The sequence below is a fragment of the Streptomyces sp. NPDC059649 genome, assembly GCF_042734445.1.
Classification (GTDB): Bacteria; Actinomycetota; Actinomycetes; order Streptomycetales; family Streptomycetaceae; genus Streptomyces.
This window is the reverse complement of record NZ_JBHWDV010000005.1, coordinates 188,943-209,928: the sequence shown is the minus strand read 5'-3', so window position 1 is coordinate 209,928 and position 20,986 is coordinate 188,943. Positions and strand designations below refer to the sequence as shown.

General features: G+C 70.4%; 17 protein-coding genes. 13 read left to right on the top strand and 4 right to left on the bottom strand.

Features of this window, described 5'->3' with window-relative positions; genetic code table 11:
* Positions 1-144 precede the first annotated feature (144 nt).
* Both ACFV1J_RS10575 and ACFV1J_RS10570 read left to right on the top strand, forming a co-directional pair.
* Positions 145-1,170: an ATP-binding cassette domain-containing protein gene (locus ACFV1J_RS10575; RefSeq protein WP_385856962.1), complete on the top strand. Its 1,026-nt coding sequence runs from the start codon at positions 145-147 to the stop codon at positions 1,168-1,170.
* The gene (locus ACFV1J_RS10570; protein ID WP_385856916.1) at positions 1,130-1,993 is read left to right on the top strand and encodes an ABC transporter permease; all 864 of its coding nucleotides are present in this window, start codon (positions 1,130-1,132) and stop codon (positions 1,991-1,993) included. The genes ACFV1J_RS10575 and ACFV1J_RS10570 overlap by 41 nt, the downstream gene beginning before the upstream one ends.
* 208 nt (positions 1,994-2,201) lie before the next feature.
* Here the strand turns inward: ACFV1J_RS10570 and ACFV1J_RS10565 are convergent, their stop codons facing one another.
* Together ACFV1J_RS10565 and corA are read right to left on the bottom strand one after the other, a co-directional pair.
* The gene (locus tag ACFV1J_RS10565; RefSeq protein ID WP_385856914.1) at positions 2,202-3,005 is read right to left on the bottom strand and encodes an SMI1/KNR4 family protein; all 804 of its coding nucleotides are present in this window, start codon (positions 3,003-3,005) and stop codon (positions 2,202-2,204) included.
* Between the two features lie 112 nt (positions 3,006-3,117).
* Complete coding sequence (gene corA / locus ACFV1J_RS10560) at positions 3,118-4,275, bottom strand: magnesium/cobalt transporter CorA (protein WP_385856913.1); 1,158 nt, start codon at positions 4,273-4,275, stop codon at positions 3,118-3,120.
* 218 nt (positions 4,276-4,493) lie between these two features.
* Here corA and ACFV1J_RS10555 point away from each other — a divergent pair, with 218 nt between their 5' ends.
* From ACFV1J_RS10555 to ACFV1J_RS10540, 4 genes are all read left to right on the top strand, one after another.
* Positions 4,494-4,883 (top strand): cell division protein SepF, encoded by a 390-nt coding sequence (locus ACFV1J_RS10555; RefSeq protein ID WP_385856912.1) that lies wholly within the window; start codon positions 4,494-4,496, stop codon positions 4,881-4,883.
* 55 nt (positions 4,884-4,938) lie between these two features.
* Positions 4,939-6,366, top strand: a complete 1,428-nt coding sequence (locus tag ACFV1J_RS10550; RefSeq protein WP_385856911.1) for a biotin transporter BioY — start codon at positions 4,939-4,941, stop codon at positions 6,364-6,366.
* Positions 6,363-6,722 carry a nucleotide pyrophosphohydrolase gene (locus ACFV1J_RS10545; RefSeq protein ID WP_385856910.1) on the top strand — a complete coding sequence of 120 codons (360 nt, stop codon included), beginning with the start codon at positions 6,363-6,365 and terminating at the stop codon, positions 6,720-6,722. The genes ACFV1J_RS10550 and ACFV1J_RS10545 overlap by 4 nt, the downstream gene beginning before the upstream one ends.
* A gap of 438 nt (positions 6,723-7,160) precedes the next feature.
* On the top strand, positions 7,161-7,616 hold the full coding sequence (locus ACFV1J_RS10540; protein WP_385856909.1) for a DUF6099 family protein: 456 nt from the start codon (positions 7,161-7,163) through the stop codon (positions 7,614-7,616).
* Positions 7,617-8,285: 669 nt separating this feature from the next.
* Here ACFV1J_RS10540 and ACFV1J_RS10535 read toward each other — a convergent pair.
* A complete protein-coding gene (locus ACFV1J_RS10535) occupies positions 8,286-9,107 on the bottom strand; it encodes an NAD(P)H-binding protein (RefSeq protein ID WP_385856961.1) in 822 nt (273 codons plus the stop codon).
* Positions 9,108-9,194: 87 nt separating this feature from the next.
* Here ACFV1J_RS10535 and ACFV1J_RS10530 point away from each other — a divergent pair, with 87 nt between their 5' ends.
* From ACFV1J_RS10530 to ACFV1J_RS10500, 7 genes are all read left to right on the top strand, one after another.
* On the top strand, positions 9,195-9,671 hold the full coding sequence (locus ACFV1J_RS10530) for a winged helix-turn-helix transcriptional regulator (RefSeq protein ID WP_385856908.1): 477 nt from the start codon (positions 9,195-9,197) through the stop codon (positions 9,669-9,671).
* A gap of 349 nt (positions 9,672-10,020) precedes the next feature.
* Positions 10,021-10,944 carry an LLM class F420-dependent oxidoreductase gene (locus ACFV1J_RS10525; RefSeq protein ID WP_385856907.1) on the top strand — a complete coding sequence of 308 codons (924 nt, stop codon included), beginning with the start codon at positions 10,021-10,023 and terminating at the stop codon, positions 10,942-10,944.
* 202 nt (positions 10,945-11,146) lie between these two features.
* Entirely contained in the window at positions 11,147-12,769 is a 1,623-nt protein-coding gene (locus tag ACFV1J_RS10520; protein WP_385856906.1) for a 3' terminal RNA ribose 2'-O-methyltransferase Hen1, read from the top strand.
* Positions 12,766-15,537 (top strand): polynucleotide kinase-phosphatase, encoded by a 2,772-nt coding sequence (locus ACFV1J_RS10515; protein ID WP_385856905.1) that lies wholly within the window; start codon positions 12,766-12,768, stop codon positions 15,535-15,537. The genes ACFV1J_RS10520 and ACFV1J_RS10515 overlap by 4 nt, the downstream gene beginning before the upstream one ends.
* A 441-nt stretch (positions 15,538-15,978) precedes the next feature.
* Positions 15,979-17,214: an arginine deiminase gene (locus ACFV1J_RS10510; RefSeq protein WP_385856904.1), complete on the top strand. Its 1,236-nt coding sequence runs from the start codon at positions 15,979-15,981 to the stop codon at positions 17,212-17,214.
* Positions 17,215-17,466: 252 nt separating this feature from the next.
* Positions 17,467-18,471 carry an ornithine carbamoyltransferase gene (gene argF, locus ACFV1J_RS10505; protein WP_385856903.1) on the top strand — a complete coding sequence of 335 codons (1,005 nt, stop codon included), beginning with the start codon at positions 17,467-17,469 and terminating at the stop codon, positions 18,469-18,471.
* A gap of 201 nt (positions 18,472-18,672) precedes the next feature.
* Entirely contained in the window at positions 18,673-20,226 is a 1,554-nt protein-coding gene (locus ACFV1J_RS10500; protein ID WP_385856902.1) for an amino acid permease, read from the top strand.
* Here the strand turns inward: ACFV1J_RS10500 and ACFV1J_RS10495 are convergent.
* Positions 20,189-20,824, bottom strand: a complete 636-nt coding sequence (locus ACFV1J_RS10495; RefSeq protein WP_385856901.1) for an ATP-binding protein — start codon at positions 20,822-20,824, stop codon at positions 20,189-20,191. The genes ACFV1J_RS10500 and ACFV1J_RS10495 overlap by 38 nt on opposite strands.
* Positions 20,825-20,986 lie beyond the last annotated feature (162 nt).

Here is a 20,986-nt window from a genome sequence, read left to right as displayed (position 1 = left end):
GAGGAGAATCCCGAGGAGATCCCCGAAAGGCACCTCAAGAGGCACCCCAAGAGGAACCTTGAGAGGAACGTCAAGAAGAACGTCGAGAAGAACGTCGAGGAAATCGCCGACGGGCCCCTCGGCGGCGCACCACATGCCGGTGCAGTGTGTCCCGCACCCGCCGCGGACGGCTCCGACGCCGTGCTCTGCCACGGCCTGCGCTACGCCTTCGGCGAGACCCGGGCCGTCGACGGCGTCGACCTCTCCGTACGTGCCGGTGAGGTCTTCGGCCTGCTCGGGCCGAACGGTGCCGGGAAGACCACCGCGATCCGCTGTATCACCACCCTGCTGCCCGTCCCCGCCGGCATGGTGCGGGTCTTCGGGCACGACGCTGCCAGGGAGCGGATGGCGGTCCGCCGGCTGCTCGGATACGTCCCCCAGCAGCTGTCCGCCGACGCCGGGCTCACCGGCCGCGAGAACGTCACGCTGTTCGCCCGGGTCTTCGACGTCTCCCGCCGCGAGCGCGCCGCACGCGTCGACCAGGCGCTGGCGGCGGTTGGCCTCACCGACGCGGCCGGCCGCCTCGCCAAGACGTACTCGGGAGGCATGATCCGGCGCCTCGAACTCGCCCAGGCGCTGGTCAGCGCACCCCGTCTGCTGATGCTCGACGAACCGACGATCGGCCTCGACCCGATCGCCCGCACCAGCGTCTGGGACCACATCAACGCGGTACGGGACGCCACAGGAATGACCGTCCTCGTGACCACCCACTACATGGACGAGGCCGACCAGTACTGCGACCGGGTCGCCCTGATGCACCACGGCCGGATCCGCGCCCTCGGCACACCGGACGACCTCAAGTCCGCCCTCCGCGCCCGCCGCCGGACATCCCCCGCCCCGGCCACGACGGTCACATCGGCCCATCCGTCCCCGGTCTCCACGTCCCACCCCCACGTCTCCGCCCCACCGCTCCCCTCTTCCCCCCTCCCCTCTTCACCCTTCCCCTCCTCACCGCTCTCCTCTTCGCCTCTCTCCTCCCCGCCCCCCTCAGCGGCCCCGTCGCGCCCGTCCGATGCCGTGCCGACGCTGGAGGACGTCTTCCGGGACGTCGCCGGCAGCGGCCTCGACGAGCAGTCAGGAGACTTCCGCGATGTCCGAAGCACCCGCCGCACCGCACACCGCGTCGGCTGACGCCCGTCCCGCCGCCGGACAGCTGAACCTGCTGCTGGCCCCGCCGCGCGCCCGTACCGGATGGCGGGTGCTGCCCGCCCGGGTCGTCGCGATGTGCGTGGTCGAACTTCAGAAGCTGCGGCACGACCGGACCGAGCTGTACACCCGCGCCGTCCAGCCCGCCCTCTGGCTCCTCGTCTTCGGGGAGACCTTCACCCGCATCAAGGCCATCCCCACCGGCGGCACCCCCTACATCGACTATCTGGCGCCCGGCATCATCGCCCAGTCGGCCATGTTCATCGCGATCTTCTACGGCATCATGATCATCTGGGAGCGGGACGCCGGCATCCTCACCAAGCTGCTGGTCACACCGACACCACGCGCCGCCTTGATCGCCGGAAAGGCGTTTGCCGCCGGAGTGAAAGCACTGATCCAGGCCGTGGTGGTGATCGTCATCGCCGCCCTGCTGGGTGTGGCCATGACCTGGAACCCGCTACGGCTCCTCGGCGTGGTCGTGGCGGTGGTGCTCGGGTCGGCCTTCTTCTCGTGCCTGTCGATGACCATCGCCGGAATCGTGCTCACCCGCGACCGCTTGATGGGTATCGGCCAGGCCATCACCATGCCGCTCTTCTTCGCCTCCAACGCGCTGTATCCGGTGGCGATCATGCCCGGCTGGCTCCAAACGGTCAGCAAGATCAACCCGTTGAGCTATCAGGTCGATGCCCTACGCGGCCTTCTCCTCGGCACCCACGCCCATCTCGCCCTGGACTACGCCGTACTCGTCGCGGCCGCCGTGGTCGGTATCGCCGCTGCTTCCTCCCTCCTGGGCCGCTTGGCCCGCTGAGCCAGCCCCCTGCCATGAGGTCCGTGGGTCATGAGGCCCGTCGCACATGACCCGTCGGTCATGAGGCCCGTCGGCCATGAGGTCCGCCGGTCGTGCGAGCCGGCGTCCCGCGCCCGGCACCCGCGCCCGGCACCCGCGCCCGCCCCCCGCCCGGCACCCGGGCACGCCCCCGTCTCCCGCCGTTCCTGCCCCGCCGACTGGCCGGCGCTCAGCCGGCCATCGCAGCCCCGCCCCTCGCAGCCCCGTCCCTCGGCGCCCCCTCAGCCGTACCCGCGACCTCAGCCGTACCCGTGACCTCAGCCGTACCCGTGACCTCAGTCGTATCCGCGACCTCCGCCGCCGTGCGCTCGGCCTGCTCCAGCCACTCCAGATACCAACTCCGGAACGTCACCGGCGTGGCGTCGTCCGAGCCGAGCCGCAGGGGCTGCATGTCGACGCCGTCACAGCGGGCGTCCGCCCATATCCGGCCCCGTTCCGGCCCGCTCACCACCAGCCACCGGCGCTCGGCACATCCGATGTGGCACAGGCATATCGCCCCGACGGTGCGGTCCTCGGACCACATCAGCGTCTCCCACCGGTCCCACCAGGCCTCTTCCGCCTCTTCGTACTCCTCCGCACTCTCGAAGTCAGCCTCGTCCGGCTGCTCCGCCTCCAACGCATCGAGCAGCTCGGCACCAGGCCCCTCTATGGGGAACGGCTCGGTCAAGCGGGTCGGCGTCGTCATGTTGCCCCCGTCGCCCACCCACTCCCAACCGCTGCCCGCCGCCCTGCGTACGGGAAAGACGCCGTAGGCCGGGCCCGCCCCGCCCGCGCCCACCTCTCGTAGGAACTCCCGGTACGCATCGGGCAGGCGGACTCCCAACCAGCGCTCCAGCTCCGCCAGTTCGTCCGCCGTGAGCGGGTCGGCCAGCGCGAAGTCGTGGCCGCGGTAACCGAATACCTGCTCCGCGCCCGGTGCCGAGCCCAGCAGCCGTACCCGCTCGCGGACCCCCGCCCATGTCTGCTCAGTCATGCTCCCACCGTACGAGGCACCACTGACAACGCCCGCCGAGCAGCTGACAACGCCCGCCGAGCAGCCGACTCGCGGCTGGCCCCGCGACGGTCGGCCGGTCCCGCGGCCCGGCTCAGAGCCAGTCCCTCCGCTTGAAAATGAAGTACAGGCTCACGCACACCACCACCATCAGCCCGATGGCGAAGGGATACCCGAACGACCAGTGCAGCTCCGGCATGTTCTGGAAATTCATGCCGTAGATCGTCCCGACCAGCGTCGGTGCGAACAGGATCGCCGCCCACGACGAGATCTTCTTGACCTCCTCGTTCTGCTCGAAGCCGGCCTCCGCCAGGGCCCGCATCTCGGCGTTCTGCTGCTGGTTCACGAGCGTGGCGTTGACGGTGAGGATGTCCTGGAGGGCCTGCCGGAAGCCGTCCACCCGCTCCGTCGTGTGCAGAACATGGTCCGCCACGTCACGCAGGTAGCGGCGCAACTCCTCGTCGATGGCGTACTTCTCGAAGCCCGCGGTCAGGCTCTCCAGGATGCCGTTCAGCGGTCGGGTCGCCCGTTGGAACTCCACGACCTCCCGGGAGAGTTCGTAAATCCGGCGGGAGACGCGGGGGTCGCCGCCGAACACCTCGGTCTCGATCTCGTCGATGTCGGTCTGCACCCCGGCGACGACCGGGGCGTAGCCGTCGACGACCGCGTCGAGGATCGCGTAGAGCACGGCCTCGGGGCCGCGCTTGAGCAGCTCGGGGGCGTCCTCCATGCGGCGGCGCACGGCCGTGAGGTCCGGTGCGCCCCCGTGCCGCACGGTGATGACGAAGTCGCGCCCGACGAAGAGGTGCAGCTCGCCGAAGTCGACCTCTTCGGCGTCGTCCAGATAGCGCGCGGCGCGCAGCACGACGAACAGGGTGCCGCCGTAGCGTTCCAGTTTGGGGCGCTGGTGAGCCTCCAGGGCGTCTTCGACGGCCAACGGATGGAGGTCGAACTCCGAGGCCAGGGTGACCAGTTCGGACGGGGTGGGGCGGTGCAGTCCGATCCAGGCGAGGGTGTCCGTAGTGGCACGCTGCTGCCGGAAGGCGTCGGCGAGTGTGTCGTGGGTGCTGACGCGGTGCCCGTCGCGATACAGGGCGGCGGTGATGACGCTGCTGGTGTTCTCGGCGGGTGGTTCCTGGGGGCGGGAGTCGTCGGCGGTCTCGGCCGGCGGGGGTCCGGCGGGCCGCTTCTTGGCGGCTTTGCGCAGGCCACGCAGGCCACGCGGCCGACGGCCGGGAGGTTCAGAGCTCATAGAACCGACCTCCGTCACAAGAGGGGATGAACGGGCACACAGAATCTCGACGCAGGATATCTGCCGCAGATGTCAGCACAGGTCAGCGGCCGTGGTGCAGGATGGAACGGGACGTGGCGCGGCGTGTGTCGCGTCCGGCGAGCTTTGTATGCTTATCCCTAGAATTGCGCGATGCAGATACCGCAGACAGCCATTGCTCCTCTGGGTGAGGTGATTCGGTGAACGGCCCCGATGCCACCGACGAACAGTGGGAAGGGCTCGCCGAGGTCGTCCCGCTCCGCGGCAGTAGTGAATGGCCCTCCTGGCCAGACCACCGGGCCCTCCCGGAGGACGAACCGGCCGAGGAACAGCGGCGTTTCATGGTCATCCGCGTCCAGACCTTCGCGGACGCCCGTGAGGTCGCCGAGTACCTGATGGCGCAGATCCCGGTCCTGCTGGACCTCAGCAGCGCCGACACCGATGTGGCCAAGCGCATCCTGGACTTCTCCAGTGGTGTCGTCTTCGGGCTCGGCAGCGGTATGCACCGCGTCGACACCAACGTCTTCCTTCTGGCGCCGGTCGGCACCGAGGTCGCGGAGGCGGTGACGGGGGCCGTCCCCCGTTCGTAGGAAGGGCGGTCGGGCGGAACGGTTCTCCGGTCGCGCCACTGCATAGCGTCCGCATATGGATACCGGCAGTGTGCGACCGGCGGTCACCGAGTTACGGCTCTCCGCCTTCAAGACCCATCGCGGCGTCACCCTGCCGCTCGGCCCGCTGACCCTGTTGAGCGGCGAGAGCGGAAGTGGCAAATCCAGTGCGCTGCAGGCGTACGAGATCCTCGCCCGCCTAGGAAGCGGAGAGTCCCTCGCCCGGGCCGTACGGGACGTCGCGGGCAGCGCGTCGGCGTGTGTGCCGGCGGGAGCGCGCCCCGACGAACAGGGGAGACGCGGTTTCCGGATCGGGTGCACGGTCGACGGCCCGGCCGGCCCCGTCGACCTCGACCTCGCCGTACAGGCCGAGCCCGAACTCCGGATCGTCGGCGAGCGGTTGACCGGCGGCGGCCAAGCCCTGCTGACCACCGCCCTCACCGATCCGGACCGTCCCGCGGTCCAGGCAGCCTGGCACACCGCGGGCGCGACCCCGGTGACCCGCGCACCGCTGCCCGACGACCGTCTCGGCACCTCGCTGCTGCCGCTGCGCGTCGCCGGTAAGACGGAGGGCCAACGGCTCGTCCTGGCCGCCGCCGAACAGGTCGTGGTCGCGCTGCGCTCGGCGTTCGTCTGTGATCCCCGGCCGGAGGTCATGCGGGGGACGAGGACGGCCATGGCGGCCGGCAGCGGAGGTGCGGGCGGAACGGGAGCCCGCGCCAAGAAGGCGGGCACGGGGAAGACCGCGGGAAAAGGGGCGGCGACCCCGACGGCCGCCGGCAGCTGGGGCACCCGGGCCCGCAAGGGGGCCGGAAACGGGGCCGAGGGCTGGGGTCGCGACGCCGACGTCGTGCACGACGAGGGGCGGCTGCGGACCTCCTGCGACAACCTGCCCGCCGTACTGGAGCGGACGAGCAAGGAGTGCGCACGACGGCACGCGGTGCTGGTCGCGGCTGTACGGGAGGCATGCGCCGGCCCGGTTGACGGACTGCGCGCCGTACCGAGGCAGCCGGACACGTCGGCGGAGGGGACGGCCGCGGTCCTGGCCGCAGGGGCGTCGACGGGTGGCGGACGGAGTGATTCCGGTGCGCAGCATGCCGTGCAGGGAGCAGCGGCGGAGGAACGGCGTCTGCAGGCCGTGGTCGACCGGGGAGCGCTCGGCGAGATGCCCATCGAGCAGCTCGGCGACGGTGAGCTGCGGTTCGTCGCCCTGGCGCTGGTGCTGCTGACCGGTCCGGGCGTGCTGGCCATGGATCCCGCCGGGGAGATCCCCTCGGCACAACAGCAGATGACCGTCATGGCCGACGGAATGGACCGCTGTATGGACCGCAGGCAGACCCGCGAGCTGGTGTCGCTGGCCGTGCGGATGGCCGAACGCGGGCACGTCCGGCTGCTGGGCACGGTACGGGACCCCTCGGTCGCCGACGGACTGCCCGGCGTACAGGTGCTACACCTAGGAGCATGAGCGAGGATCTTCAAGCGCTGCAGCGACGACTGGCCGAATTCGCGGCCGCGCGGGACTGGCAGCAGTACCACACCCCCAAGAACCTGGCCGCGGCGCTGAGCGTCGAGGCCGCGGAACTCGTCGAGATCTTCCAGTGGTTGACCCCGGAGGAATCGGCGAAGGTGATGTCCGACCCGCGGGTGGCCGGCCGGGTCGAGGACGAGGTCGCGGACGTGCTGGCGTATCTGCTGCAGTTCTGCGAGGCGCTGGGCATCGATGCCCTGGCGGCGCTGGCCGCGAAGATCGAGCGCAATGAAACGCGCTTCCCGGCGGTCCGGCAGGCCCGGCCGGACCGGCCCCGGGAGGGTGAGGAGTAGCGAGGGGGCGGGACGACGGCAGTAGAGCGGGGGAGCGGGGGGAGTGGGGGCTCGGGAGGCGGCTCGGGGAGGGAAGCGGGTGGGCCGGGCTGGAGGGGCGCTGGCCCGAGCCCGGAGGATCGCCGGCTCGGGCGGTGGAAGCGCTGGCGTGCGCTTGCCCCTCACCCCCCTGATGCTGAATTTTCCGGTCATTGCCGGTATTTCTGGTGGTCCGAGCCGGTCGTGTGACGGGTGGGGGCGCTGTGGCGGGAGGGAAGTGGGGCGCGTACATATCGGACGCTCGTCACTCTCCGGAGTTATGGATCTATCCACAGTGCCTTGGTTGTCCACAGATTTGCGAATTCCCCTGGCTTTTTTGGCTGTTGACCCTCACTCTGGGTAGTGAAAGGAGTGCGGGGTGCATGCGAAGGACGAAGAAAAAGGAAGGAGGGGGAGAGGATGGACGCGGTGCGGATCATCGCGGCCAGCCGGCGCGGCCTGGCGGAGTCGACCACAGTGCAGGACGTGATCGTCGAGGCGTGGCAGGCGCAGGCTTTGGCGGAGGCGATAGGTAGCCATCTCGCGATATTCGGACCGTACGAGGTGCGGTCCCGGGCCCAAGGGCTGGGCGATGCGAGCGGGCGGTTCAGCGGGGGACTGCCGTGCTCGACGCCGGCCGGGGGCGGACTGCGTGCGGCACAGCTCTCCGAAGTGCGGGACGTCAGGGCTGCCTTGACGGGGCTGTGCCGGCTGTTGCGCGAGGTATGCGAGGCGCTGGTCGGAGTGGTGCTGCTCGCGGACGAGGAAGGTACGTACTGGACCTGCGTGGAGGCGATGGACACGCTCGACGAATCGAGAGACCGCGTTACCGGAATACTGGAAAAACTGGAGGTGCGTGACCCGTACCCTGCCTGAGAACGACCTCGGAAGAAGCCCTGAGAACAGCCGTAGCCCCGACGTCAGAACAGCCGTAGCCCTGACGGTAGTAGTCGCAGCCACTTGCAGCACCGCTATGTGCGTGCAGCACCGTCATGTACGTGCAATGCCGTCACGTGCATGCAGCACTGCCACGTGCATGCAGCACCGCCACTCCTCCCGAGGGAACGCCCTGCGCAGGCTAGGCAGCCTGCCCGCCAGCCACTTCGTCTGCTGCTGACCAAGCGACCCGCCATCTCAAGCGACCCGCCATCTCAAGCGACCTGCAATCGCCAGACCGGTCTGCCGCTGACGGCTCACCTGCCGCCGACCGGCTCAGCCACTAGTGAATCGGCTCGTCTGCTGCTGACCGGCTCAGCTACCAGTGGATCGGCTCGCCTGGCACTGAACGGCTCGGCTGCCACTGGCCTTTGTAGCCGCCCGCCATCACCAGACGCGGCCCCGCTCGCTGCCCGCCGCCCGAAGGGCCAACGGCCGCCCTGTCGCCCGCTGCTCGTTGCTCGTTGCTCAATGAGTCACCGGCCGCCCGTCTCCCGCCGCTCGCCGTCCGTTGCGGAACCACGGCCTCGCCCGGTGCAAAGCACATGAGTCCTCACAGGGCGGTCGTCGGGAGGACTCATGTGGTTGCCGGGTGCGTGCTGCCCGCCGTTATCCGGGCGTTCCCGGTTTTGTGGCGGAGGCGGCTGCGGTGGCCGTGGCCAGGGGGTCGCTAACGGGGCGGTCGAGGAGGTCGGCGAGGTCGGGGCTGGTGCCGTCAAGGAAGCCGTGCCGGATGCTGGTGGCGATCGAGGCGAGCATGGGTGGCTGGAACGGCAGCAATCCCGGCATGTCGTTCAGGAGCCTGCGCCGGTACTCGTCCAGGCCGATGGTGCGGTGCGGGACTCCGAGCCGGTCGGCTACCTGCGCTGCCGTGATCGGGGTGCCGGTCAAGTCGTAGGTGCGCCCGCTGTGTTGTGTCGGGTCCGCTGCGGTGATCGCCGCGGCCTCGGCGAGGTCCGTACGGGCGACCGCGGCCAGGGCGCCGTCGCCGAATGCGGACTCCACCCCGTCGTCGGCCCACATCAGCAGACCACCGAAGAGTTCGGCATACAGACCGTTGCGCAGGATCGTCCACGGCAGGCCGCAAGCGCGCACGAGCCGTTCGGTCGCACGGTGCGCCAGTGCGAAACCGAGGTGGTCGCCGGCGCCGGTCAGGCTCGTGTAGACGACATGCCGGACGCCGTCTCTGGCGGCAGCGTCCAGGACGGCCGCATGCCGCCCGATGACCTGGTCGTCCTCGGCATATCCCGCGGAAATCAGCACCAGGGTCGATACACCGGCAAGGTCAATGCCGGCGGGGTCGTCGAAATCGAGGCGCCGCATCCCGTTGCGTGGCGTGCGGCTGCCGCCTGTCGCGATCGCGCCGCGGGCATGCAGTGCCGCGAGAGTGGCCGAGCCGAGGCTCCCGTTCGCTCCGGTCACCAAGATCATGTCAGTCACAGACTTCCGTAGTGGTTCTCTTCAGTAACTACGCTTGATCCTGATCCGTCCGCGCACCGGTCACAAGGAGGCAGTTTGATGTCACCCACGCACACCGAGGTAACCGCCGCACCCGCAGCACCCGTTGTACCTGCCGTCCCCGCCGCATCCGCCGCACCTGCCGTCCCCGCCGGCCTCGATCCCTGCGGGCGCGAAGACCATCCGGACTGCGGGATCCGGGACGTCCTGGACCGGATCGGGGACAAGTGGTCGGTACTCGTGATCGTCGAACTCGCCGGCGGGCCGCGGCGCTTCCGGGAACTGCAACGGGCCATCGACGGCATCTCCCAACGCATGCTCACCCTCACCGTGCGCAGGCTGGAACGCGACGGACTCGTCCTCCGCACCGTGTACCCAACCGTCCCGGCGCAGGTCGACTACCGCCTGACCGAGACCGGGACCAGCCTGACCCACCTGGTCAAAGCACTCGCCGACTGGTCTCTCACCCATCGCGCCGTCATTGCCGAGGCACGGCATCAGTACGACCAGACCCACCCCGACCACGACATCCGGTAGTGGGGACCGTAGTTGCCCCACCCGCCGACGTGCTGGGCGCTGGCGCTGGCTCTGGCTCTGGCTCGGGCGCCGTAAACCACCTCATGGTCCGCAACACCTGGTCCGTCGTGCATCGTCCATCGTCCGTTGCTCGTTGCCCATCGTCCGTGGCCCGTTGCTCGTCGCCACCGTCGTCCATCCCCGGCCGGGGCCGGGCGGGCCCGATCCGACCTGAAGCGCCGCAACCACCGGCAGGCATCACCAAGCACCGCCAAGCACCGCCAAGCAACGCCGATCAAGAACCGCAAGCACCGCCAAGCAACGACGTACTGCCGCGGTTGGTCCGCCGTACGGTGTGCAGGATGGAGGTATGGATCTACGAATCTTCACCGAGCCCCAGCAGGGGGCTTCCTACGACACGCTCCTGAAGGTCGCCAAGGCCACGGAGGATCTCGGCTTCAACGCGTTCTTCCGCTCCGATCATTACCTGAGCATGGGCAATGGCGACGGGCTCCCCGGTCCGACGGACGCCTGGATCACCCTGGCGGGACTGGCTCGTGAGACCAAGCGGATCCGGCTCGGCACGCTCATGACCGCGGGCACCTTCCGGCTGCCGGGTGTGCTGGCGATTCAGGTGGCGCAGGTCGACCAGATGTCGGGCGGCCGGGTGGAACTCGGCCTCGGCGCAGGGTGGTTCGAGGAGGAGCACAAGGCGTACGGCATTCCGTTCCCCAAGGAGAAGTTCGCACGGCTGGAGGAGCAGCTGGCGATCATCACCGGCCTGTGGGCCACCGGGACGGGAAGCGAGTTCACCTACGACGGGACCTACTACCAGCTGGCGAAGTCACCCGCCCTGCCCAAGCCCGCGCAGGCCAAGGTGCCGGTGCTGATCGGTGGGCACGGTGCGACCCGTACGCCGCGGCTGGCCGCGCAGTACGCCGATGAGTTCAACATTCCGTTCGCCTCGCTCGAAGACAGTGAGCGCCAGTTCGGGCGGGTGCGGGCGGCCGCCGAAGCCGCCGGGAGGAAGGGCGATGAGCTGGTGTACTCCAACGCCCTGGTGGCCTGCGTCGGCAAGGACGACGCGGAGGTGGCGCGGCGGGCAGCGGCCATCGGGCGGGACGTGGACGAACTGAAGGCCAACGGCCTTGCGGGCTCCCCGGCGGAGGTCGTCGACAAGATCGGGCGCTATGCCGCCATCGGCACCTCCCGCGTCTACCTGCAGATCCTGGATCTCGACGATCTCGACCACCTGCAGCTCATCTCGGATCAGGTGCAGTCCCAGTTGGGCTGAACCTGAACGAGAGAGCGACTGTCAGTTGGCTTGAGGTGAAGTGGCATGCGTTGACTTGAGTTGACGTGACTTGAGTTGGCAGTTGACGTGACTTGAGTTGGCGGGGCAGCAACCAGGCCGGGGCGCGACTCCGTGCCGGAGCGGAGCGGTGCTGCCGGAAAACTGGTGGGGATCGGGGCGCGGTGCCGTAATACTCGGACGGGTGTTCCTGACGATAACCACCACCGGCAGCGCCGACCGTCCCGCGACCGACCTCGGATTCCTGCTGCACAAGCATCCCGACAAGGCGCAACAGTTCTCGACGGCACAGGGCACCGCGCACGTCCTGTATCCGGAGGCGGATACGGAACGGTGCACGGCGGCGCTGCTGCTGGAGGTCGATCCCATCGCCCTGGTGCGTCGGGGCCGGGGCAAGGGCCGGGGCGGTGCTCCGGACTCGGCGCTCGGGCAGTACGTGAACGACCGCCCGTACGCGGCCTCCTCGCTGCTCGCGGTGGCGTTGCGGAGCGTCTTCTCCAGCGCGATGAAGGGGCAGTGTGCGGCGCGGCCGGAGCTGGTGGCGCGGGCGATGCCGTTGCGCATCGAGGTGCCCGTGCTGCCGGCCCGGGGCGGTGCGGAGCTGGTGCGCAAGCTGTTCCAGCCGCTGGGGTGGCAGGTGCTGGCCGAGCCGGTGCCGCTGGACGAGACGTTCCCGGAGTGGGGTGACTCCCGCTACGTACGGCTCGTACTGGAAGGGGAGCGCACGCTCGCCGAGGCGCTGCGGCATCTGTACGTGCTGCTGCCGGTGCTGGACGACGCCAAGCACTACTGGGTCGCGCCCGACGAGGTCGACAAGCTCCTGCGGGCCGGTGAGGGCTGGCTGGAAGAGCACCCGGAGCAACGGCTGATCGTCGGCCGCTATCTCGCACGGCGCTGGGCGCTGACGCGTGAGGCCCTGGCGCGACTGGAGCTGGAGCGGCTGGCCGAGTCGGACGACGTGGCCGCCGAGGAGATCGACAACGCGGTGGACGAGGAGGCGGACACCGAGGAACGGCCGGTGCCGCTCGCCGTGCAACGGAGGGACGCGATTCTCGCGGTGCTGCGGTCGGCCGGGGCGGCGCGGGTGCTCGATCTCGGTTGTGGCCAGGGCCAGTTGGTCGGTGCGCTGCTCAAGGACCCGCAGTTCACCGAGATCGTCGGTATGGACGTGTCGATGCGGGCGCTGCACGAGGCGCGGCGCCGGCTGCGGCTGGACCGGATGTCCGAACGGCAGGCGGCCCGCGTACGGCTCGTACAGGGGTCGCTGGCGTACACCGACGCGCGGCTGAAGGGGTATGACGCGGCGGTGCTCAGCGAGGTCGTCGAGCACGTCGACCCGGAGCGGCTGCCGGCGCTGGAGTACGCGGTGTTCGGGGCGGCCCGGCCCAGGACGGTCGTGGTGACGACGCCGAACGTCGAGTACAACGTGCGCTGGGAGTCGCTGCCGGCCGGGCACGTGCGGCATGCGGACCACCGCTTCGAGTGGACCCGGGAGGAGTTCCGGGGCTGGGCCCGGGAGGTGGCCGTACGGCACGGCTACGAGGTGGACTTCGGCCCGGTGGGGCCGGACGACCCCGAGGTCGGGCCGCCGACCCAGCTCGCCCATTTCCGTAGGGCGGAGGAGGCCGGCGGCGGGAAGGCCGCCACCGGAGCCGGAGCCGCCATCGGAGCCGGAGCCGCCATCGGAGCCGGAGCCGGAACGGGAGCCGGGGCGGGAGCCGCAGTCGGAACCGGAACCGGAACCGAAAGCGGAGGCAGTTCTGTGAGTGGAGCGAGTGGACCGAGTGGAGAGGAGGTTGCGGTATGACGGGCGTCGACCGTGTGGACGGAGCGGTGGAAGCGGAAGACGAGGGGCGCGTGGGGCGGCGGGCGCTCGGGGTACCGGACCTGTCGCTGGTGGTGCTGATCGGGGCCACGGGGTCCGGCAAGTCGACCTTCGCGGCCCGGCACTTCAAGGCGACGGAGGTGATCTCCTCCGACTTCTGCCGCGGGCTGGTCAGCGATGACGAGAACGACCAGAGCGCGAGCGGCGACGCGTTCGACCTGCTGCACTTCATCGTGGGGAAGCGGCTGGCGGCCGGCCGGCTGACGGTCGTCGACGCCACCAACGTGCAGTCCGAGGCGCGCACCCAGCTGGTGCGCCTGGCGCGGGAGCATGACGTCCTCCCGGTGGCGATCGTGCTCGACGTGCCCGAGCAGGTGTGTGCCGAGCGCAATGCGACACGTGCCGACCGGGCCGGGCTGCCACGCCGGGTCATCCAGCGCCACCAGCGTGAACTCCGCCGTTCCCTGCGCCACTTGGAGCGCGAGGGATTCCGCAAGGTGCACCACCTCAGAGGCCAGGCGGAGATCGATGCCGCCGAGGTCGTCCGGGAGCGGCGGTTCAACGACCTGCGGCACCTCACCGGGCCGTTCGACATCATCGGTGACATCCACGGCTGCCGTTCCGAGCTGGAGACGCTGCTCGGCCGGCTGGGGTACGCCCTGGTGCGCGACGGGCTCGGCAGGGCCGTGGACGCGGCGCACCCGGAGGGCCGTACCGCCGTGTTCGTCGGGGACCTGGTCGACCGCGGACCGGACAGCCCCGGAGTGCTGCGGCTGGTGATGGGCATGGTCGCGGCCGGGCACGCGCTCTGCGTACCGGGCAACCACGAGAACAAGCTCGGCCGCTACCTCAAGGGCCGCAAGGTCCAGCACACCCACGGCCTCGCCGAGACCGTCGAACAGCTGGCGAAGGAGGACGCGGCCTTCCGGGACGAGGTGGGGACGTTCCTGCACGGACTGGTCAGCCACTACGTCCTCGACGGCGGCGGACTGGTGGTGTGCCACGCCGGGCTGCCGGAGAAGTACCACGGCCGGACGTCGGGCCGCGTGCGGTCCTTCGCGCTGTACGGCGACACGACCGGCGAGACCGACGAATTCGGCCTGCCGGTGCGCTACCCGTGGGCCGAGGACTACCGCGGTCGCGCCGCCGTCGTCTACGGACACACGCCCACTCCGCGTGCCACCTGGCTGAACAACACCCTCTGCCTGGACACCGGCTGCGTCTTCGGCGGCCGGATGACCGCGCTGCGCTGGCCGGAGCGGGAGCTGGTGGACGTACCGGCGGAACGCGTCTGGTACGAGCCGACCAAGCCGCTCGCCGGCGAGGCGCCGGGCGGAGCGGACGGTCGCCCGCTCGACCTGGACGACGTGGCCGGCCGGCGGATCGTGGAGACCCGCTACATGGGCCGGCTCGCCGTGAAGGAGGAGAACGCCGCGGCCGCGCTGGAGGTCATGAGCCGCTTCGCGATCGACCCGCGGCTGCTGCCGTACCTCCCGCCGACGATGGCGCCCTGCGCGACGTCGCAGGAGGACGGCTACCTGGAGCATCCGGCGGAGGCGTTCGCCGGGTACCGGGCGGACGGCGTACGGGAAGTGGTGTGCGAGGAGAAGCACATGGGGTCCCGTGCGGTGGTGCTGGTGTGCCGCGACGAGACGGTGGCCGCGGAGCGCTTCGGGGCGTCCAAGGGCGTCTCGGGTGCGCTCTACACCCGTACGGGACGGCCGTTCTTCGACGACCCGGAGGCGACCGGAACGTTGCTGCGGCGGGTCGGCGCCTGCGTCGCGGAGGCCGGTCTCTGGGAGGAGCTGGAGACCGACTGGCTGCTGCTGGACGCGGAGCTGATGCCGTGGTCGCTCAAGGCGACCGGGCTGCTGCGCAAGCAGTACGCGGCGGTGGGCGCGGCCTCCGGGGCGGTGTTCCCGGGCGTGCTCGGCGCGCTGGAGGCGGCGGCCGGCCGCGGTGTCGAGGTGGGACCGCTGCTCCGGCGGCAGCGGGACCGGGCGGCGGACGCCGCGGCGTTCACGGCGGCGTACCGGCGCTACTGCTGGCGCGTCGGCGAGCGGACGACGCCGGACGGGTCGGTGTCGGACGGACCGGTATCGGAGGGACCGGTATCGGACGGCCCGGTATCGGATGGACCGGTGTCGGAGGGGCTGGGCGTGATGGAGGGGGTGCGGCTGGCGCCGTTCCAGATCCTCGCCGTACAGGGGCGCAGCCTCGCCGGGCTGGCACATACGGAGCAACTGGCGCTGATCGACCGGATCGTGGCGGCGGAGAGTGCGGTGGCGGCCCAGGAGGACGGGCCGTCCGGCCGCGGACGTGTCGCCGGCGGGGCGGGGCTGCTGGCCACGACCCGGCGGATCATCGTCGATACCGAGGACGAGGCGTCGGTCGCGGCCGGCATCCGGTGGTGGCTGGAGCTGACCGCGGACGGCGGCGAGGGCATGGTCGTCAAACCGGTGCAGGCGCTGATACGGCAGCCGGACGGACGGCTCGTCCAGCCGGGCGTCAAATGCCGCGGCCGCGAGTACCTGCGCATCATCTACGGACCGGAGTACACCCGCCCGGAGAACCTCAAGCGCCTGCGCGTACGCCACCTGGGCCACAAGCGGTCGCTGGCCCTGCGGGAATACGCGCTGGGCCTGGAGGCGCTGGACCGGATGGCGGAGGGCGAACCGCTGTGGCGGGTACACGAGGCGGTCTTCGGCGTGCTCGCGCTGGAGTCGGAGCCGGTGGACCCGCGGCTGTAGGGGCGGGGCGCGCTGATCGCCGGCACGGGAGGGCCGGGTCAACAGGCCCCGAAGGCAGGTGAGTTGGGGCTGGCTGGTTGATCACGGCGGTGACCGGAGCGGTGATCGGGGCGGTGATCGCGGCGATGGCCGGCGTGGGCGCGGTGGGAGCGGCGGTCACGCTACGGGCGGATGGCTACGGCGGCGGGCGACCCGCCACCGTCGCCACCCGCTGCCGTAGCCACCCGTCGCCACCCGCTGCCGTAGCCGCCCGTCGCCGTCGCCACCCGCCACCCGCCGCCGTAGCCACCCGCTGACAGCCCCGTAAGTGCCCCTCCGGGCACCGCCACCCGCCCGCTCCCGGTCTCCGCCAGTCACCTTCAGCCACCCCCACCGGCGACCCGTGCACCCCACATTGCGCGACTGCCTCCCCCCGGCCCCCGGAGCGGCCAAGATGGGGAGATGGGATTCCAAGTCGACTCCGAGGCCGGGCGGCTGCGCCGGGTCATCCTGCATCGTCCCGATCTGGAGCTGAAGCGGCTCACCCCCTCCAACAAGGACGCCCTGCTCTTCGACGACGTGCTGTGGGTACGCCGGGCGCGCGCCGAGCACGACGGGTTCGCGGACGTACTGCGCGACCGGGGCGTGGAAGTGCACCTCTTCGGGGATCTGCTGGCCGAGAGCATGCAGATCCCCGCGGCCCGCGAGCTGGTCCTGGACCGGGTCTTCGACGAGAAGCTGTACGGGCCGCTGGCCACCGACCATCTGCGCGCCGCCTTCGACGAGATGCCGGTCCCGGAACTCGTCGAGGCGCTGGTGGGCGGGATGACCAAGCGCGAGTTCCTGGAGCGCCATCCCGAACCGACCTCGGTCCGCTTCCACGTGATGGATCTGGACGACTTCCTGCTGGGCCCGCTGCCCAATCACCTCTTCACCCGTGACACCTCCGCCTGGATCTACGACGGGGTGTCGATCAACTCGATGCGCTGGCCGGCCCGGCAGCGCGAGACCGTCCATTACGAGGCGATCTACCGCTACCACCCGCTCTTCCGTGACGAGGACTTCCACGTCTGGTCGGAGGGGCAGGCGGACTACCCCTCGACGATCGAGGGCGGCGACGTCCTGGTGATGGGCAGCGGTGCGGTGCTGATCGGGATGAGTGAGCGGACCACTCCCCAGGCCGTCGAACTGCTGGCGCGCGGGCTGTTCGCGGCCGGTTCGGCGCGCACGATCGTGGCGCTGGACATGCCCAAACGGCGGGCGTTCATGCACCTGGACACCGTCATGACCATGATCGACGGGGACACCTTCACCCAGTACGAGGGCCTCGGCATGCTCCGCTCGTACACCATCGAGCCGGGCTCGGGCGACCAGGACGTCAAGGTCACCGACCACCCGCCGGAGCACATGCACCGGGCCATAGCGGCCTCGCTGGGGCTGTCCGACATCCGGGTGCTGACCGCGACCCAGGACGTGCACTCCGCGGAGCGCGAGCAGTGGGACGACGGCTGCAACGTGCTCGCCGTGGAGCCCGGCGTGGTGGTGGCGTACGAGCGGAACGTCACGACGAACACCTTTCTGCGCAAGCGTGGCATTGAGGTGATCACGATTCCGGGCAGCGAGCTGGGGCGGGGGCGGGGCGGTCCGCGCTGTATGAGCTGTCCGGTGGCGAGGGACGCGGTGGCCGGGGCAGGCTGAGGCGTACGACGGGGGCGGCGTGCGGCGTGCGGCGTGCGCGTGCGGTGTGTGGCAGGCGTATGTGTATGCCCATGCCCGGGACTCATGCCCGTGCCCGGGCTCGTGCCCATGCCCGGGCTCATGCTCGTGCACCCTGCTCATGCCCATGAGCCGGCAGCGATCCTGTCCGGGCGTCTCGTATACAGATACGGAACGTCGTATACACTTCCAGCCCTGTCCCCTCCCCGACCGCCGCGAAACAGGAGCCGACCGATGGCGATAGACCTCACGGGCCGCCACTTCCTCAAGGAGCTGGACTTCAGCGCCGAGGAATTCCGCCGACTGATCGACCTCGCGGCCGAGCTGAAAGCGGCGAAGCGCGCCGGCACCGAGGTCCCCCGCCTCCGCGGCAAGAACATCGCCCTGATCTTCGAGAAGACCTCCACCAGGACCCGCTGTTCGTTCGAGGTCGCGGCTGCGGACCAGGGTGCCTCGACCACCTACCTCGACCCGTCCGGCTCGCAGATCGGGCACAAGGAGTCGGTCAAGGACACCGCACGGGTCCTGGGCCGGATGTTCGACGGCATCGAGTTCCGCGGCAGCCGCCAGTCCGACGTCGAGGAGCTGGCCGCGCACGCCGGCGTACCCGTCTTCAACGGGCTGACCGACGACTGGCACCCGACCCAGATGCTCGCCGACGTCCTGACCATGGTGGAACACGGCCGGGGCCGCGCCCTGGAGGAGACCGCCTTCGCCTACCTCGGCGACGCCCGCAACAACATGGGCAACTCCTACCTCGTCACCGGCGCCCTGCTCGGCATGGACGTACGGATCGTGGCACCGAAGGAACTGTGGCCCGAGGAATCGGTGATCGCCCGGGCGCACGAGCTGGCCGACGCCAGCGGGGCCCGGATCACCCTGACCGAGGACGTTGCCGACGGTGTGCGCGGTGCGGACTTCGTCGCCACCGATGTCTGGGTGTCCATGGGCGAGCCCAAGGAGGTGTGGGACGAGCGGATCGCGCTGCTGGCCCCGTACGCGGTCACGATGGACGTGCTGCGGGCCACCGGCAAGCCGGACGTGAAGTTCCTGCACTGCCTGCCCGCGTACCACGACCTGGGGACGGCGGTCGGCCGGGAGATCCACGCCCGGCACGGCCTGTCGTCGCTGGAGGTCACCGACGAGGTCTTCGAGTCCGCGCACTCGGTCGTCTTCGACGAGGCGGAGAACCGGATGCACACCATCAAGGCGGTACTGGTCGCGACGCTCGCCGGCTAGTCGCGACGCTCGCCGGCCGTCAGCACATATCACGCCGCGTCGGCAATATCACACTGCATAGGCATACGCCCGATAGGGCGAGCATGCAGCTCCTGCGGCTACCATCGAGCCGCTCGCGGGGTTCGGACCCACCGGTCCGGACCCCGTTCGTGCGTGGCCCACCCCGCGCCACGCGCACCGCACCACCAGAGAGAGAACCCCATGCGTGCCCCTGGTCCCTCCGGACTGCGCATCAAGTCCCCCGACCTCCTCGTCGCCGAATCGGGCGCGGACCGTGAAGGCAACGGCCTCCAGCGCAGCATGGGCCTCTTCCAGCTCGTCTGCTTCGGCATCGGCGCCATCGTCGGCACCGGCATCTTCGTCGGCCTGTCCGACACCGTCGCCGAGGCCGGCCCCGCGGTCATCGTGTCCTTCGTCCTGGCCGCGGTCACCTGCGTCTTCACCGCGTTCTCCTTCGGGGAACTGGGCGGCGCGATCCCGGTGTCCGGCAGCTCGTATTCCTATGCGTACGCCACCCTCGGCGAGCGCACCGCCTTCCTCGTGGGCTGGTGCCTGCTGCTCGAATACGGCATCTCGGTGTCGGCCGTGGCCGTCGGCTGGGGGCAGTACCTGAACGAACTGCTGGGCAGCCTGACCGGCTGGGAGCTGCCGGCCGCGCTCTCCCACCCGCCCGGTGAGGGCGGGATCGTCAATGTCCCGGCCGTCGTCGTGATCCTGCTCGCCGCGCTGCTGCTGGTCCGCGGCATCCGGGAGAGCGCCCGCGCGACCGCCGCGATGGCGGTGCTGAAGCTGGCGATCCTGGTGCTGTTCTGCGCGATCGGCTTCAGCGCCTTCCGGGCGGGCCATCTCTCGCCGTTCGCGCCGCAGAGCATCGCCGGGATCACCTCCGGCGCCTCGGTCGCGTTCTTCTCGTACATCGGCTTCGACGCGATCACCACGGCCGGCGAAGAGGTCCGGAACCCGCGGCGGAACATCCCGCTCGCGATCATGATCTGCATCGGTGTGGTCACCGTGTTGTACTGCCTGGTCGCGGTCTCCGCCATCGGGGCGCTCTCCTCCGACCAGGTGGCCGACCAGCCGGCCGCGCTGTCCCTGATCGTCAACCGGGTCACCCACTCCGCGCTCGGCGGCGGGGTCATCGCCTTCGGCGCGGTGGTCGCCATCGCGTCCGTCGTCCTCGCGGTGATGTACGGGCAGACCCGCATCCTGATGTCGATGTCGCGGGACGGGCTGGTCCCGCGGGTCTTCGAACGGATCTCACCGCGTACGTCCACGCCGGTCGCCAACACCTGGATCGTCGCGGCCGTCTTTGCCGTGCCCGCCGCGGTCGTCCCCCTGGACGTGGTGATGAACCTGACCACCATCGGGACGCTGGCGGTCATGGCGGTGGTCAATGTGAGCGTGCTGGTGCTCCGCCGCACCCGGCCCGATCTGCCGCGCCGCTTCCGCGTCCCGTTCTTCCCGCTCAGCCCGATCCTCGGCATCGCGTTCTGCGGCTATCTGATGTACGGGACCGGTCCGACGACCTGGCTGCAGTTCGCGGGGTTCCTGGTGGCCGGCGCGCTGGTCTACGCGCTCTACGGGCGCCGCCACTCCCGCCTCGGCCAGCTCAGTCCGGCCTCCGCCTCGGCGGCGGACGATGAGAAGGACGACGCTCAGGAACATAAGCAGGACGTAGAAGGAGAACGCGCAGACCGGGGAGACCGCGAGGCGGCGGTCAGCGCTGCCTCGCCGGGTGCAGTTCGGGAAGCGTGAACCAGACCGCCTTACCGTGCCGGGTACGCCGACAGCCGGAACCAGAACTGAGGGAACGCACCAGAAGCAGCCCACGGTTCCGGGTGCCGGTTCCCGCTCCCGCCTCCGCTCCCGCTCGTGGGTCTGTCGTGGCGAGCGCCACGTCCCCCGGTTCGGCCGACGGAAGCGTTGCGCCCGTCCCGGTCATGGGGCGGGGCTCGCCCGATCCGACCATCGACGTACGCATTGAGGTCGGCACTGACGTCGGCGTCGGCGTTGGCGTCGGCCTTGACGTCGGCGTTGGCAGGGGCACCGGCAGGGGCAGGGGCAGGGGCAGCGGCTCTCCCAGCCCCTCGACGAGCACCGTGTCGCCGTCGTGCACCTCCACCCGACACCCGTCCGGCCCTCGCTCCACCACCAGCTCGATGGGGTGATCGGCGCTGGTGTGCTTGAGCGCGTTGGTGACCAACTCGGCGGTCAGCAGCTGAGCGGTGGTGCGGTCGGCGGTGGACCCCAGGTCCTGCAGGGCGCAGCGGACCATCGCACGGGCGATGGGAACAGCGGTCGCCTCCCGGGGCAGCGCGATGCGCCAGGTCGACGGGGAAGACGATTCCAGCATGCGCACGGCGTTCCGTTCACGAGGGCGGGCTCGGACGGTTCCACCGTAGGAAGCGAGGGGGCGGCGGGCGCAGGGCCGGGTGGCCGCGAGGCACGTGACGCAGGTCATGCGCCATACGGGACCAAAGTCCCGAACGGACGGGACCTTCGGCCCTAAAGGGGG